Raw genomic sequence first — 16,106 nt, 5'->3', positions numbered from 1 at the left:
TGGCGGTTACCAGGCGGTTATACCCAGCTGCATTGCAAGCCATACGGCGCCCACCAGGCACATCGCCGCGCCTCCCGCTGCCTGCCAGTAGAAACGCCGGGTAATGACCTCCTCACCATGACTGGACAGCACGAAGGGCAACGCTTCATTGGGGCGAGCCAATTGATGCTGTTCCGGAGCAGCGCTGCTCTGGCGATGACGGTCCTCTGCCTCGAGCCGCGCGGCCAAGTGGACGCGATTCCATTCCTGCTCGTCGAGCAGCCCGTCGGCGTTGCTATCGAAACGCTGCAGCAAACCGGCGTAGTCACCCTTCCACTGCCGGATCACTTCACGCTTGGCTGATGAGAGATCGAGGCCGTGACGACCGCCGCCGGTGGTGCGAAAGTCGCCGATCGCATACAGCGGTTCACCCTCGTGTAGCCGTTCCTCGGTGTAGCGATAGCGTTTGCCGCTACTGAGCAGGCCCAGCCAGCCACTTGGCGCGACGCCACGGGGGTGGCGCAGGCTGCCGGTCCAGACCTTGCGAAAAGCAGGATGCACATCGGCGCCACGCGGGTCGATCAGGCACTCGCCGGTGGCATCGGCCAGGCGCAACCAGGCCTCGCTGGTGCCTCGCTCCAGCACATTCCAGCTGCTGCGCTTGCCATTGGAGCGATACTCTTCGATGCAGTAGCGCCACCAGAGGCAATGCTCACCGGTAAGCGGCGCGATGGGTTGTGGCACGCCCAGCTCACGCAGAATGCCGACCAGCTCGACATAGCCCTGCGCCGCCGAGCGGATGCGTGACGTCGGGGTATCGAGCAGATGCCGTGCGCGCGACCAGCGCCCGATGCAGATCCAGGCACCACCGATGCACAGCGCAGCAGCCAGCGCGAGGCTGAAAAACTGGCCGAGATCCATTTCAGCCGAACAGCGCCTTCAGATCGACGTCGGCCTTCTCCGCCTCGCTGAACTGCAACAGCGCGGCCTCCTTGAAGCCGAACGCCCGGGCCAGTAGCACATCGGGGAACTGCTCGATGCGCACGTTGTTCAGGTTTACCGCCTCGTTGTACAGCTCGCGGCGGTCAGCGATGCCGCTTTCAAGCCCACTGATGCGTTGTTGCAGATGGCGGAAACTGTCGTTGGCCTTCAGCTCAGGGTAGTTCTCAGCCAGCGCGAACAGCCGCCCCAACCCAACACGCAGGCCGGTCTCGGCCTGTCCCAGCGCACCGACGTCGCCTTGCTCCCGAGCACTGGACACCGCGTTGCGCGCGCTGATCACCTGCTCCAGCGTGTTGCGTTCGTGTTGCATGTACTGCCGACAGGTTTCCACCAGCTTGGGCAGCTCTTCATGGCGCTGGCGCAGCAGCACGTCAATGTTCGCCCACGCCTTGCCGACGCCATGCTTGAGCCGCACAAGGCCGTTGTAGAGGATCACCGCATAGGCGGCGACGAGAAACAGCACCACCAGCACAACCACCGCGCTCAGGCTCATGACATCTCCATACCTTGGCTTCAAAACGCCAGCATTCTACCGGTTGCGCTGACACGGAAGAGAGAGGCCGTGCACGCATTGGCTTTGCACAAAATGAAAATCTTTCGCATTATTGAGCGCTTCCGAGCAGCACTCGGCTTCGTTCATTCGCACGCAAAGGAACCCGCACATGCTACGCACCCCCATCTGGGCAACCGCCAGCCTTCTCGCTGTGGCTATCTCGCTCGCCGGTTGCGGTGAAGACAAGACACCGACCAACCAGACCGCTGCACCGCAAAGCACAACCGAGAGCGTGCCGGCAGAACAGGCGCAGAAGCCGGACGAGAAGGCTGCCAAGGCCGTGGTCAGCCACTACGCCGATCTGGCCCTGGCTGTGTTCAGCGATGCCCACAGCACCGCGGTGCAACTCCAGCAGGCCATCGATGCGCTGCTCGCCAACCCCAGCGAAGAAACCCTGCAGGCCGCTCGCCAGGCCTGGCTGGCCGCTCGCGTTCCGTACATGCAGAGCGAAGTGTTCCGCTTCGGCAACCCGGTGGTCGATGAGTGGGAAGGACAGCTCAATGCCTGGCCGCTCGACGAAGGCCTGATCGACTACGTCGAAGGTGACTACCAGCACGCCCTCGGCAACCCCGGCGCCAACGCCAACATCATCGCCAATACCGAATTGCAGATCGGCGAAGACAAGATCGACACCAGCGAGATCACCGCCGAGCTGCTGACCAGTCTCAACGAACTGGCCGGCTCCGAGGCCAACGTCGCCACCGGCTACCACGCCATCGAGTTCCTGCTCTGGGGCCAGGACCTCAACGGCACTGGTCCGGGCGCCGGCGAGCGTCCGCATACCGACTACGTCGTGGGCGAAGGCTGCACCGGCGACAACTGCGAGCGTCGCCGCACCTACCTGAAAGTCGCCACCGACCTGCTGGTAAGCGATCTGCAGGAAATGGTCGAACAGTGGCAGCCGGGCGCCGAGAACTACCGCGCCAGCCTGGAAGCCGAATCGGGCGAAAACGGCCTGCGCAAGATGCTCTTCGGCATGGGCAGCCTGTCGCTCGGTGAACTGGCCGGCGAGCGCATGAAGGTCGCGCTGGAGGCCAACTCCACCGAGGACGAGCACGACTGCTTCAGCGACAACACGCACAACTCGCACTTCTTCAACGCTCGCGGCATTCGCAACGTTTATCTGGGCGAGTACAAGCGCGTCGACGGCAGCACCCTGACCGGCCCAAGCCTCGCCTCGCTGGTGCAGGGTGTCAGCCCTGAAGTGGACAGCACGCTGAAGACCGACCTGGAAACCACCGAAGCCAAGCTGCAGGTGCTGGTTGAAAGCGCCAACAATGGCGAAGCCTTCGACCAACTGATCGCGGCGGACAACGCCGAAGGCCAGGAAAAGGTGCGTAACGCCATCGCCGCACTGGTGAAGCAGACCGCCTCCATCGAACAGGCCGCCGCCGCTCTCGGCATCAGCGATCTCAACCCCGACACTGCCGATCACGAGTTCTGATTAGCTCTGACACGGGCGCAGCCCCTGCGCCCGTGTCCCCCTTGGATCCACGCCAAGTGCCAGTGCGCAATGCTGCAGCCTCCACGCAAATGCAAATCCCTCTTATTCAATTTCGATTAGCCTGCTAAGATCGCGCGGCTTAATTCACGCTCCGCAGGTATTCCCCATGCGCCCGCTGTTTCGCCGCCTCTTTCCGTTGCTGGCCCTGGCTCTGGCCGCCTGCGGCACCGATGAAACGCCGCGCTTCGAACAGGCCGAACCCGGCGAAGCCCTCTCGGGCGGCACCACCACGGTCATGAAGTTCGACCAGAACGCCTTCTCCATGCCTTCGGCCAACCTCGCGCCGACACGTCGGCTCGACTTCAGCGTCGGCAACAGCTTCTTCCGCAACCCCTGGGTCATCGCCCCCGCGTCCACCACGGCGCGCGACGGCCTCGGCCCGTTGTTCAACACCAACGCCTGCCAGAACTGTCATATAAAGGACGGCCGCGGACACCCGCCGGCGCCGGATGCGGCAAGCGCCGTCTCGATGCTGGTGCGGCTGTCGATTCCGGCGGGGCCAGAGCACGCCGAGGTCGTCCGCGAGCGCGGCATCGCCCCCGAGCCGAGCTATGGCGGCCAGCTGCAGGACATGGCGGTTCCCGGCGTCGCGCCGGAGGGCAAGGTACGTCTGCGCTATTCGAGCGAGCGTGTGCAGTTTGCCGACGGTACCGAGATCGAATTACGCAAACCGATCATCGAGCTGAGCGAACTGGGCTACGGCGATATGCAGCCGGATACCCAGATGTCGCTGCGCATTGCGCCGCCGATGATCGGCCTCGGCCTGCTCGAAGCGATCCCCGAGGAGGCGCTGCTGGCCAATGCCGACCCCGATGACCGCGACGGCGACGGCATTTCCGGGCGCCCGAACCGGGTTTTCGACCAAACCACCCGGCAAACCGTGATGGGTCGCTTCGGCTGGAAGGCCGGCCAGCCGAGCCTGAATCAGCAGAACGCCGACGCCTTCTTCAACGACATGGGGCTGTCCAGTAGCCTGTTCAGTGGCAGCAGCTGCACCGAGCGGCAGACCAAGTGCCGCGCCATGCCTGACGGCGGCGAGCCGGAAGTGAGTGACAATATCCTTGCCCAGGTACTGTTCTACACCCGCAATCTCGGCGTGCCGGCGCGGCGCAACGTCGGCGATCCGCAGGTGCTCGCCGGCAAGACGCTGTTCCACCGTGCCGGCTGTCAGAGCTGCCATGTACCGCAGTTCACCACCGCCGCCGACGCAGCGGAACCGGAGCTGGCCAACCAGCTCATCCGCCCCTACACCGACATGCTGCTGCATGACATGGGCGAAGGCCTGGCCGATCACCGCCCCGAGTTCGAGGCCAGCGGCCGTGAGTGGCGCACCGCGCCTCTATGGGGGATCGGCCTGACCCAGACGGTCAGCGGGCATAGCCAATTCCTGCACGACGGCCGCGCCCGCAATCTGCTCGAAGCGATACTCTGGCACGGCGGCGAAGCAGAGAAAGCCCGCCAGGTCGTACTGGGCTTCAACCAGGAAGAACGCAACGCGCTGCTGAGCTTCCTCGAATCGCTCTGAATACCATTCAATCCAGCTTTCCGCGCTAAAGCCTATGAGGACACCATGATCCGTTCCTACTCCCTGCGCATCGCCAGCGGCGGCCTGCTGACCGCCCTGCTGCTGAGCGCCTGCACCCCGGCTGACCCGCGCGCCGAAACCAGCAAGGCGCTGACCGATGGCGTACTGCTGCCGACTTATAGCCAGTGGGCCGAAGCCGACCGCCGCCTCGCCGCGAGCGCAATCGCCTATTGCGCCGACAACCAGACCACCGAGGAAGCGCGCGAAGCCTTCGTGCATGCGCAGACCGCCTGGGCCGGCCTGCAGCCGCTGCTGATCGGCCCAATGGGCGAAGGCAACCTGGCCTGGCAGGTGCAGTTCTGGCCGGACAAGAAGAATCTCGTCGCGCGCCAGGTCAGCGCATTGCTCAACAGCAAACCCGACCTCACCCAGGCCGACCTGGACGGCGCCAGCGTCGTGGTCCAGGGTCTTAGCGCCTACGAGTACATCCTTTTCGATAAGAGCATCTCCCTCGACGATGCGGCTACCAAGCAGCGCTATTGCCCGCTGCTTACGGCGATCGGCGAGCACCAGCAGCAGCTTGCCGCCAGCGTGCTGCAGCAATGGCAGGACAAGGACGGTGTGGCCGACCAACTGCGCCATTTTCCCAATGAGCGCTACGCCGAGCCGAGTGAAGCGATCGCCGAGCTGCTGCGCGTTCAGGTCGCCGCACTCGATGGCCTGAAGAAGAAGCTTGGCGCCCCCCTCGGCCGCCAGACCAAGGGCCATCCGCAGCCCTATCAGGCCGAAGGCTGGCGCAGCGACACGACACTGGCCAACATCACCTCAGCGATCAAGGGTGCCGAAAGCCTGTGGCTGGGCGCCAACGAGAACGGCCTGCGCAAGCTGCTCAGCGCCGAGCAGGCAGATCTGGCCCAGCGCATCGACGCCGCTTATCACGAGCTGTTGCAGCAGCTGACAGGCATGCAGCAACCCTTCGGCGAGCTGCTGGGTAACGAGGCGGGGCGGGGCGAGCTCGACGCGCTGTACAAGCGCATCGACGGCCTGCATCGCCTGCATCAGCTGGACCTGGCCCGCGCCCTTGGCGTGCAAATCGGTTTCAACGCGCACGACGGAGACTGAGCATGAGGCGCCGAACCCTGCTTGGCCTGACCGGCGCCATGTTTGCAGCCGGCGGCATTGCCGGCTGGACACTGACCCGTCAGGGTGACCAGTCGGTGCTGCTGTCGGCACGCAACGACAAGGACGGCAAGCATTACGCCGTCGGTTATCGTCTCGACGGCAGTCAGGTATTCGCCACGCCGGTCGCCGAGCGCTGCCACGATGTCTACCCGCATCCTTATCTGCCGCTCGCAGTATTCGTCGGGCGTCGCCCGAGCCGCGAAAGCTATCTGATCGATTCGCGTGACGGTCGGCTGTTGCAGGTGCTGGCGTCGCCGCCACATCGCCATTTCTACGGTCATGGCGTGTTTCACCAGGATGGTGAATGGTTCTACACCACCGAGAACGACACCGCCGATGCCGGCCGTGGCGTGCTCGGTGTCTACCGCCTGGAAGATCGACAGCTGGTGCGCGTCGGCGAACACACGACCCACGGTATCGGCCCGCATCAGCTCCTGTGGATGCCGGACAACGAAACCCTGGTGGTTGCCAACGGCGGCATCCGCACCGAGGCGGACAGCCGCGCGATGATGAATCTCGATGCCATGGAGCCGAGCCTGGTGCTGCTGCGCCGCGACGGCCGCCTGATCAGCAAGGAACAGCTGCCGGAGCGGATGAACAGCGTGCGTCATCTTGCGATCGCCGCCGACGGCACCATCGTCAGTGGCCAGCAGTACGAGGGCGATGCCATGGACCGCGTACCGCTGCTGGCGATCAAGCGGCCCGGGCAGGCCTTCCAGCACTTCCCGCTGGGCGAAAGGCAGCGGCAGATCATGAACCAGTACACCGCGAGCCTCGCCATTCATGACGAATTGCGCCTGCTGGCGGTAACCGCACCACGAGGTAACAAGGTCTTCATCTGGGATCTGGACAGTACCGAGCTACGCCAGGAAGCCCACCTGCCCGACTGCGCTGGCGTCGCGGCAGTCACTGAGGGCTTCGTGGTCAGTTCCGGACAGGGTCGTTGCCGCCTGTTCGATTGCCGTGGCCAAGGCATCGCCAGCACGCCGCTGGAGTTGCCGGCCGGGCTCTGGGACAACCATTTACGCATCGTCTAGCTCAAGAAACGCACCACACCGCCGATGCATGCAGGCTACGGCAGGGATGCCTCATCGAGTTTTTCATACGAGGCCTTGCCCATGTTCCAGAAGTCCCTGCGCGCGCAGATTCTCGCGCTGATCGGCGGTAGCCTGCTGCTCACAGTGCTGATTGCGCTCGCCTGCATCCGCCTGCTCAGCAGCAATATCGACAATTTCCAGGCGCTGCTCGACGGCCCGCTGGAAGAGCTGCAACTGATCGACGAAGCCAACCTTGAATTCAAGGTGCAGGTCCAGGAGTGGAAAAACGTGCTGCTGCGCGGCAAGCAGTCCGGTGCCCGCGAGCGTCACTGGAGCCAGTTCGAAGCCCAGGAAGCCAAGGTGCAGAAGACCCTTGGCGACCTGCTTGTGCTAAGCGCCGACGAGCCGGCGCTGGCCAGCCAGATCGAGCGCCTGCGCAACGAGCATCGCACCCTTGGAGCTGCCTACCGCAAGGGTCTGGATGCCTACATCGCGGCTGACAGCGATCCTCTCGCTGGGGATGCCGCGGTAGCCGGTATCGACCGCGCCACCAGCGCGCAGCTGAGCGAGCTGGTCGACCAGCAGCACAAAGCCGCCAAACAGCGCGCGGAAGCCATCCGGGCTGATGCCGCGAACACCGCTGTGCTCGGGCCGATCATCATGATTCTGGCCGCCTTGCTGGTGGCGCTGTTCGCCCTGTGGCTGGTCAACCGACAGATCATCGAGCCGATCCGCAGCCTGATCGAACATATTGCACGTCTCAGCCAGGGCAAGTTTGCCGACCGTGTGGATGCCAGCCGCGCCGACGAACTGGGCCGCCTGGCCGTCGCCGCCAACGTGCTGCGCGATTTTCTCGCCGATACTTTCACCCGCCTGCAGCAGAGCACGTCCAATCTCGACGGCGCCAGCGGCGAGCTGAGCGCCATCGCCAGGCTGATGGCAGACGGCACTCGCGAGCAGTTCTCGCGTACCGACCAGGTCGCCACGGCGATGCATGAGATGTCCGCCACCGCCCAGGAGGTATCGCGACACGCTGCCGAAGCGGCGCAGGCCGCTGATGCCGCTGACCATTCGGCACAACAGGGCGAAGCGGTGATGCGCGCCACGATAGCCACCATCACCGACGTGAGCGGCGAGATCGCCAGCACCGCTGAGGTCATTCGCCGCCTGGAAGGCGACAGCGGCCGCATCGGCAAGGTGCTGGAAGTGATCCGCGGCATCGCCGACCAGACCAATCTGCTGGCGCTCAATGCCGCCATCGAGGCGGCCCGTGCGGGCGATGCCGGACGCGGCTTTGCCGTGGTCGCCGATGAAGTGCGCACCCTGGCGCAGCGCACGGCCGAGTCCACCGCCGAGATTCACCAGATCATCGATACCGTGCAGACCGGCGCGAGCAATGCCGTGCGCGCCATCGAGAGCGGCCAGGCCCGCAGTGAACAGGGCGTCGGCCAGGTAACCGAGGCCGGTCTGATGCTGCAGCGCATCACCGAAGCGGTAGAAGCCATCCGTGACATGAACCGCCAGATCGCCACCGCTGCCGAGGAGCAGACTGCTGTCGCCGAAGACATCTCGCGCAACATCACCGAGATCACCTCGATCGCCACCATCAACCAGCAAAACGTCGAGCGCACCGAAACGGCCAGCCAGAACCTCCACGGGCTGTCGGCGCAACTGACCGAAGTCACCCAACGCCTCGCCGGCTGACGGTCAGCGGGGCGGGCTGACAGTCTGTCGCCCGCCCCGCATTTCACTGGTCTTCCGCCCCCTGTCCCCCTTTACTTGCCTCCGATTCGGGGCTAAGTTCCTCCCTCCCCGATCCAGCTGCGCCAGCGCCAGCGATCGTCCATCGCGACGATGATCGGACCGTTCGAACGGCTGCCTCGATCACGGCAGTAGACAGCCGGCTCACATCTCCAAGGAAATCGGAAAATGTTGCGCCGCATGCTGTTCATGCTGGGCGCGGTGGTCGTCGTCGTTGCGATCCTCGCCGCGCTCAAGTTCAATTCCATCTACCAACAGATCCAGCAGTTCCAGGCACCCAAGCCGGCGATCGATGTCGAGACCGAGCTCGCCCGACGCATGGACTGGCAGAGCCGTCTGCCGGCAATCGGTACGCTCAGGGCTTCCCAGGGCATCGACCTCAGCGTCGAGATCGCCGGGACGATTACCGATGTGCAGTTCCAGTCTGGTGAAAAGGTCAGCAAGGGGCAGCCTATCGTGCTGCTGGACAGCGAGATGGAACGCGCCAGCCTGGCCAGTGCCGAAGCGGACCTCAATCTGTCTCGTGTGGAATTCCAGCGTGCGCGTAGCCTGCTGGATCGCCAGGCCATTTCGCGCAGCGAGTACGACCGGCTCAATGCCGAATCGCAGAAGGCCGCGGCCAGCGTCGCGCAGCTGCGCGCCAGTCTGTCGAAGAAGCGCATCCTGGCGCCCTTCTCCGGCACCATCGGCATCCGTCAGGTGGATGTCGGCGACTACATCGCCGCCGGCACGCCGATCGCCACGCTTCAGGACCTGACCACGCTGTACGTCGACTTCTTCCTGGCCGAGCAGCATGTGCCGCTGCTGAAGCTCGGCCAGCGAGTGCAGCTACAGGTCGCCGCCTATCCCGGCGAACGTTTCGAAGGCGTGATCAGCGCGCTGAACCCGAAGGTGGAAACCACTACCCGCAACGTTCAGGTGCGCGCCGAACTGGGCAATCCGGACGGACGTCTGCTGCCCGGCATGTTTGCCGACCTGCAGGTGCTGCTGCCGACCGAAACCGCCCAGGTGGTGGTCCCGGAAACCGCCATCACCTACACCCTGTATGGCAACTCGGTGCTGCTGGTGACCGAGGGCACGCCGCCGGAAGGCGTCAGCAGCGACGAGCCCTACCTGGTGGTCGAGCGCCGCTTCGTCACCACCGGCGAGCGGCGCGACGGACTGACGGTCGTCCTCGACGGCCTGGAGGGCGGCGAACAGGTGATAACCGCCGGCCAGCTCAAGCTGGACAGCGGCACCCATGTCGCCATCGCCGAAAGCCGCACGCTCAAGCTGGAAGGCTCTCAGCAGCCGGCGACCGAATAGAAAAAGCCTGTTCCTCACGCGGCAGGCCCGACGCACAGCAGACTCAGACAAGGTTCCAGGGACTTCCCATGGCGTTCACCGACCCCTTCATCCGCCGCCCCGTGCTGGCGAGCGTCATCAGCCTGCTGATCGTGCTGCTCGGCATCCAGGCCTTCAACAGCCTGACCATCCGTCAGTACCCACAGATGGAAAGTGCGCTGATCACGGTGACCACCGCCTACCCCGGCGCCAACGCCGAGACCATCCAGGGCTACATCACCCAGCCGTTGCAGCAGAGTCTGGCCAGCGCCGAAGGCGTCGACTACATGACCTCGGTCAGCCAGCAGAACGCCTCGGTGATCTCGGTCTATGCGCGTATTGGCGCCGACACGGATCGCCTCTACACCGAGCTGCTGAGCCAGGCCAACTCGGTGAAGAACCAGCTGCCGCAGGATGCCGAGGACCCGGTGCTGAACAAGCAGGCGGCCGACTCCACCGCGCTGATGTACATCAGCTTCTACAGCGACCAGCTGAGCAATCCGCAGATCACCGACTACTTGTCGCGGGTCATCCAGCCCAAGCTGGCAACGCTACCGGGCATGGCCGAAGCGGAAATTCTCGGCAACCAGGTGTTCGCCATGCGCCTCTGGCTGGACCCGGTGAAGCTCGCGGCCTATGGGGTTTCCGCCAGCGACGTGAACGAGGCGGTGCGCAAGTACAACTTCCTCTCGGCGGCCGGCGAAGTGAAGGGCCAGTACGTGGTCACCAGCATCAACGCCGACACCGAGCTGAAGACACCGGAAGCGTTCGCCGCCATCCCGCTGCGCACGCAGGGCGACAGTCGCGTTCTGCTGGGTGATGTGGCGCGGGTGGAGATGGGCGCCGAAAGCTACAACTCGATCAGCTCGTTCGACGGTATCCCCTCGGTCTATATCGGCATCAAGGGCACACCCAGCGCCAACCCGCTGGACGTGATCAAGGAAGTGCGCGCGATCATGCCGCAGATCGAGGCACAGCTGCCGCCGGGCCTGAAGGCGACCATCGCCTACGACGCCACCGAGTTCATCCAGGCCTCCATCGACGAGGTGGTGAAGACCCTGGCCGAAGCCGCAGTGATCGTCATCGTCGTGGTGTTTCTCTTCCTCGGCTCGCTGCGCACCGTGCTGATTCCGGTGGTGACCATTCCGCTGTCGATGATCGGCGTGCTGTTCTTCATGCAGGCGATGGGTTACTCGATCAACCTGCTGACGCTGCTGGCCATGGTGTTGGCGATCGGCCTGGTGGTGGACGATGCCATCGTCGTGGTGGAGAACATCCATCGGCACATAGAACAGGGCAAGTCACCGTTCCAGGCGGCCATCGACGGCGCACGGGAAATCGCCATGCCGGTGGTGACCATGACCATCACCCTGGCGGCGGTCTATGCCCCCATCGGCTTCCTGCAGGGGCTGACCGGCGCGCTGTTCCAGGAGTTCGCCCTGACCCTGGCCGGCGCGGTGCTGATTTCCGGAGTCGTGGCGCTGACACTTTCACCGATGATGTGTTCGAAGCTGCTGCGCCATGAGGAGAACCCCAGCGGCCTCGCCCATCGCCTGGACGAACTGTTCGAACGCCTCAAGCAGCGTTACCAGCACGCGCTGCACGGCACCCTCAATACCCGCCCGGTGGTACTGGTGTTCGCCGTGCTCGTGCTGGCGCTGATTCCGGTGCTGCTGATGTTCACCGAGAGCGAACTGGCGCCGGAAGAGGACCAGGGCATCGTCTTCATGATGGCCAGCGCACCGAAGACCGCCAACCTGGACTACCTGAACGCCTACACCGACCAGTTCCTGGATATCTTCAAGAGCTTTCCGGAGTACTACTCCTGGTTCCAGATCAACGGCTTCGACGGCGTGCAGAGCGGCATCGGCGGCTTCCTGCTCAAACCCTGGGACGAGCGCGAGCGCTCGCAGATGGAAATCCTTCCCGAGGTGCAGGCCAAACTCGATCGCCTGCCGGGCCTGCAGATCTTCGGTTTCAACCTGCCTTCGCTGCCGGGCACTGGCGAAGGCCTGCCCTTCCAGTTCGTGATCAACACCGCCAACGACTACGAGACGCTGCTGCAGGTGACCGAGCGCATCCGCAAGCGCGCCGAGGAGTCCGGCAAGTTCGCCTTCCTCGACGTGGACCTGGCCTTCGACAAACCGGAAATCGTGGTCGAGATCGACCGCGAGAAGGCCGCGCAGATGAGCGTATCCATGGAAGACCTCGGCCTGACCCTGAGCACCCTGCTCGGCGAAGGGGAGATCAACCGGTTCACCATCGAAGGCCGCAGCTACAAGGTCATCGCTCAGGTCGAGCGCGCCTACCGCGACAACCCGGACTGGCTGAGCAACTACTACGTGCGCAACGGGCAAGGCCAAATGCTTCCACTGTCGACGCTGATCCAGGTGCACGATCGCGCCCGACCGACTCAGCTCAAGCAGTTCCAGCAACTCAACGCCGCGATGATCCAGGGCTTTCCGATCGTCAGCATGGGCGAGGCGATCGAAACGCTGCAGACCATCGCCCGCGAAGAAGCGCCCGAAGGTTTCAGCTTCGATTACGCCGGCGCCTCGCGCCAGTACATCCAGGAAGGCGACGCGCTGTACCTGACCTTCGCGCTGGCATTGGCGGTGATCTTCCTGGTCTTGGCCGCGCAGTTCGAGAGCTTCCGCGATCCGCTGGTGATCCTGGTCACCGTGCCGCTGTCGGTTTGCGGTGCGCTGGTGCCGCTGTTCCTTGGCCTGTCGAGCATGAACATCTATACCCAGGTGGGCCTAGTGACGCTGATCGGACTGATCAGCAAGCACGGCATCATGATCGTCGAGTTCGCCAATCAGCTGCGCCGCGAACAGGGCCTGAGTCGACGCGAAGCGGTGGAAGAAGCGGCGGCGATCCGCCTGCGGCCGGTGCTAATGACCACAGCAGCGACGGTGTTCGGCATGGTGCCGCTGATCATCGCCAGTGGGGCCGGCGCGGTCAGCCGGTTTGACATCGGCCTGGTGATTGCCACCGGCATGTCGGTGGGCACGCTGTTCACCCTGTTCGTGCTACCGGCGGTCTATGACCTGCTGGCCAAGCCCGACCAAAGCCCGTCCACGGCGGCCGTACCGAGCGCCGGCTGAGTGCGGTGTGGCCTGCGAGGATAGCCTCCAGCTCACCGCATGCCCTGGGACAGGCCATACAGCAACAACAACAAATCCTGATCAGGCCGCATCGCCTCGAACTGCGGGTGCCCACCAGGCGGCACCGGGCAATAGCTGCGGCTTTCGCTGCTCTGCACCAGCGTCGCTCCGGGCTCATTCCAGGCCGCCACGCACAGCGTGGTCACTCCCAGAGCGCCAACCAGGAACAATCCTCGAGCTATTTCCAGCTTCATGGCGTAAGCCCTTGATTAAGCGAGTAGTTAACTGACCGTAGTTCAGTTGTTTAATTCCTGTGCAATTTTGGACGAACGGTATGTACGGCCTGTGACGCCACTGTTCAGCAGGCATAAAAAAACCCCGCACGAGGCGGGGTTCTTTTTGTAGCTAAGGGCCGGTCGGCTTACATCATGCCGCCCATGCCACCCATACCGCCCATGCCACCCATGTCCGGCATGCCGCCGGCGGCCTTGTCGTCAGCCACTTCGGCGATCATCGCTTCGGTGGTGATCATCAGGCTGCCGATGGACGCTGCAGCTTGCAGAGCCGAACGGGTCACCTTGGCCGGGTCGAGAATACCCATCTCGATCATGTCGCCGTAGGTGTCGGAAGCGGCGTTGAAGCCGTAGTTACCTTCACCCTGCTTGACCTTGTCGACCACTACGCTTGGCTCGCCGCCGGCGTTGGAGACGATCTGGCGCAGCGGTGCTTCGACAGCGCGACGCAGCAGTGCGATACCAACGTTCTGGTCTTCGTTCTCGCCCTTCAGCTCGGAGATGGCCTGCAGAGCGCGCACCAGGGCAACGCCACCGCCAGGAACCACGCCTTCTTCGACGGCAGCACGGGTCGCGTGCAGGGCGTCTTCAACGCGGGCCTTCTTCTCTTTCATCTCGACTTCGGTACCGGCACCGACCTTGATCACGGCAACACCTCCGGCCAGCTTGGCCAGACGCTCTTGCAGCTTCTCTTTGTCGTAGTCGGAGGTGGTGTCTTCGACCTGCTTGCGGATCTGCGCAACGCGGGCTTCGATATCGGCCTGCTGACCAGCACCGTCGATGATGGTGGTGTTTTCCTTGTTCAGCACGACGCGCTTGGCGTTACCCAGGTGCTCCAGGGTAGCGGTTTCCAGGCTCAGGCCGACTTCTTCGGAAATCACGGTACCGCCAGTCAGGATGGCGATGTCCTGCAGCATGGCCTTGCGGCGATCGCCAAAGCCCGGGGCCTTGACTGCAGCAACCTTGACGATGCCGCGCATGTTGTTGACCACCAGAGTCGCGAGGGCTTCGCCTTCGACGTCTTCGGCAACGATCAGCAGCGGACGACCGGCCTTGGCAACGGCTTCCAGCACCGGAAGCAGTTCGCGGATGTTGGAAATCTTCTTGTCGACCAGCAGCAGCAGCGGGCTGTCCAGCTCGGCGACCATGGTGTCCGGCTTGTTGATGAAGTACGGCGACAGGTAGCCGCGATCGAACTGCATGCCTTCTACGACGGACAGCTCGTTCTCCAGACCCGAACCTTCCTCGACGGTGATCACGCCTTCCTTGCCTACGCGCTCCATGGCTTCGGCGATGATGTCACCGATGGAGGAGTCGGAGTTGGCGGAGATGGTGCCAACCTGGGCGATGGCCTTGGAGTCGGTGCACGGCTTGGCCAGGTTCTTCAGCTCGGCGACGATGGCGATGGTGGCCTTGTCGATGCCGCGCTTCAGGTCCATCGGGTTCATGCCGGCCGCAACAGCCTTCAGGCCTTCGTTGACGATGGCCTGGGCCAGAACGGTAGCGGTGGTGGTGCCGTCACCGGCTTCGTCGTTGGCCTTGGACGCAACGTCCTTGACCAGCTGGGCTCCCATGTTCTCGAAGCGATCCTTCAGCTCGATTTCCTTGGCAACGGAAACGCCATCCTTGGTGATGGTCGGGGCACCGAAGCTCTTCTCCAGCACGACGTTACGGCCTTTCGGGCCGAGGGTCGCTTTAACGGCATCAGCCAGGACGTTTACACCGACCAGCATCTTCTTGCGTGCGGAGTCGCCGAATTTGACTTCTTTAGCAGCCATGTTGATTGATCCTCAATTCGTGAATTATTTACGGAGATTCGCGGGGCGATCAGGCTTCGACGACAGCGAGAATTTCGTTCTCGCTCATCACCAGCAGGTCTTCGCCGTCAACCTTGACGGTGTTGCTACCCGAATAAGGGCCGAACACCACCTTGTCGCCGACCTTCACGGCCAGGGCGCGTACTTCGCCGTTGTCCAGCACGCGGCCGGTACCCACAGCAACGACTTCGCCACGGTTCGGCTTCTCGGCAGCGGAGCCCGGCAGGACGATGCCGCCTGCTGTCTTGGTTTCTTCTTCGCTGCGACGAATCACGACGCGGTCATGCAGAGGACGAAGCTTCATTGTCGATCTCTCCTAGTAGAGTTGTTCCATGCCGATGATCTTCATCGGCGGGTTGGGCAAATCCGGCGGTGCCGGTTGCGGCCCGCAATGCGAGCCGCAGAAGACGGACTGTCGAACACGACAGCGACCTTGCGGTGTCCGCTACATGCGGGCGTTCAAGTGCATTTCAAGGGGCGCAGATGAAATTTTCATGGCCACAAACGAAACCGGCATGCCTGATGGCATGCCGGATTATCGGCTGAGCAGCTTAGCGGTCGCGGTCATTGCGCTCCCACTCGCCTTCGATCACATTCGGCCGTTGCGGGTTGGAGCGCGCCTGCAGATCGTCGGCAAAAGCACGCTGGCGGCGCACCTGCGCCTCGATCCGCCGGTTGATCTGGCGGAACAGGAAGTTGCGTGTCGGTGGGAAAAGCACAACCAGCGCCAGCACATCGCTGATGAAACCGGGCAGGAACAGCAAGCCACCGCCAATGGCCATCATCAGCCCCTGCAGCATCTCGCGCTCGGGCAGTTCACCGCGGGCCAGACGTTCGCGGGCGCGCCAGGCGGTGGCGAAACCCGCCAGGCGCAGCAGCAGAATGCCGGCGATGCCACTGAGCACCAGCAGCAGGATGGTCGCCAGCGCGCCAATGGAGCCGCCGACCTTGATCAGCACATACAGCTCGGCCAGCGGAAACAACAGAAACAGTACAAAGAAGATTCGCATCGATGGTCCTTGA

At 63.7% G+C, this 16,106-nt stretch carries 13 protein-coding genes; 7 read left to right on the top strand and 6 right to left on the bottom strand.

The annotated features are described in order from the left end of the window. Window positions 1-6: 6 nt before the first annotated feature. On the bottom strand, window positions 7-900 hold the full coding sequence (locus BHD08_RS04925; RefSeq protein WP_125021023.1) for a GIDE domain-containing protein: 894 nt from the start codon (window positions 898-900) through the stop codon (window positions 7-9). Between the two features lies 1 nt (window position 901). After that, a complete protein-coding gene (locus BHD08_RS04920) occupies window positions 902-1,474 on the bottom strand; it encodes a LemA family protein (RefSeq protein WP_125021022.1) in 573 nt (190 codons plus the stop codon). Window positions 1,475-1,643: 169 nt separating this feature from the next. Between BHD08_RS04920 and BHD08_RS04915 the strand changes: the two genes are divergently transcribed. The 7 genes from BHD08_RS04915 (at window position 1,644) to BHD08_RS04885 (ending at window position 12,973) form a co-directional block, all read left to right on the top strand. Continuing rightward, window positions 1,644-2,978, top strand: coding sequence for an imelysin family protein (locus BHD08_RS04915; protein ID WP_125021021.1), 1,335 nt, complete (start codon window positions 1,644-1,646; stop codon window positions 2,976-2,978). A 166-nt stretch (window positions 2,979-3,144) separates the two neighbouring features. Next, window positions 3,145-4,563 (top strand): di-heme oxidoredictase family protein, encoded by a 1,419-nt coding sequence (locus BHD08_RS04910; RefSeq protein WP_125021020.1) that lies wholly within the window; start codon window positions 3,145-3,147, stop codon window positions 4,561-4,563. 45 nt (window positions 4,564-4,608) lie between these two features. Then, window positions 4,609-5,685 (top strand): imelysin family protein, encoded by a 1,077-nt coding sequence (locus BHD08_RS04905; RefSeq protein ID WP_125021019.1) that lies wholly within the window; start codon window positions 4,609-4,611, stop codon window positions 5,683-5,685. A gap of 2 nt (window positions 5,686-5,687) precedes the next feature. Next, a complete protein-coding gene (locus BHD08_RS04900; RefSeq protein ID WP_125021018.1) occupies window positions 5,688-6,782 on the top strand; it encodes a DUF1513 domain-containing protein in 1,095 nt (364 codons plus the stop codon). An 81-nt stretch (window positions 6,783-6,863) separates the two neighbouring features. Beyond that, the gene (locus BHD08_RS04895) at window positions 6,864-8,486 is read left to right on the top strand and encodes a methyl-accepting chemotaxis protein (protein WP_125021017.1); all 1,623 of its coding nucleotides are present in this window, start codon (window positions 6,864-6,866) and stop codon (window positions 8,484-8,486) included. Between the two features lie 225 nt (window positions 8,487-8,711). Beyond that, window positions 8,712-9,848 (top strand): efflux RND transporter periplasmic adaptor subunit, encoded by a 1,137-nt coding sequence (locus BHD08_RS04890; protein ID WP_125021016.1) that lies wholly within the window; start codon window positions 8,712-8,714, stop codon window positions 9,846-9,848. Between the two features lie 68 nt (window positions 9,849-9,916). Then, a complete protein-coding gene (locus BHD08_RS04885; protein ID WP_125021015.1) occupies window positions 9,917-12,973 on the top strand; it encodes a multidrug efflux RND transporter permease subunit in 3,057 nt (1,018 codons plus the stop codon). A 32-nt stretch (window positions 12,974-13,005) separates the two neighbouring features. On the opposite strand, the gene BHD08_RS04880 is transcribed toward BHD08_RS04885, so the two are convergent. The 4 genes from BHD08_RS04880 to BHD08_RS04860 form a co-directional block, all read right to left on the bottom strand. Then, window positions 13,006-13,227 carry a hypothetical protein gene (locus BHD08_RS04880; protein WP_125021014.1) on the bottom strand — a complete coding sequence of 74 codons (222 nt, stop codon included), beginning with the start codon at window positions 13,225-13,227 and terminating at the stop codon, window positions 13,006-13,008. 167 nt (window positions 13,228-13,394) lie between these two features. Then, complete coding sequence (gene groL / locus BHD08_RS04875; protein WP_125021013.1) at window positions 13,395-15,044, bottom strand: chaperonin GroEL; 1,650 nt, start codon at window positions 15,042-15,044, stop codon at window positions 13,395-13,397. A gap of 49 nt (window positions 15,045-15,093) precedes the next feature. Then, the gene (locus tag BHD08_RS04870) at window positions 15,094-15,387 is read right to left on the bottom strand and encodes a co-chaperone GroES (RefSeq protein ID WP_003294630.1); all 294 of its coding nucleotides are present in this window, start codon (window positions 15,385-15,387) and stop codon (window positions 15,094-15,096) included. Between the two features lie 247 nt (window positions 15,388-15,634). Beyond that, the gene (locus BHD08_RS04860) at window positions 15,635-16,093 is read right to left on the bottom strand and encodes an FxsA family protein (RefSeq protein ID WP_014819374.1); all 459 of its coding nucleotides are present in this window, start codon (window positions 16,091-16,093) and stop codon (window positions 15,635-15,637) included. Window positions 16,094-16,106: the final 13 nt, after the last annotated feature.

This window comes from Pseudomonas sp. SCT, assembly GCF_003864275.1.
Lineage (GTDB): Bacteria > Pseudomonadota > Gammaproteobacteria > Pseudomonadales > Pseudomonadaceae > Stutzerimonas > Stutzerimonas stutzeri_AE.
This window is presented reverse-complemented; position numbering and strand designations above follow the sequence as displayed.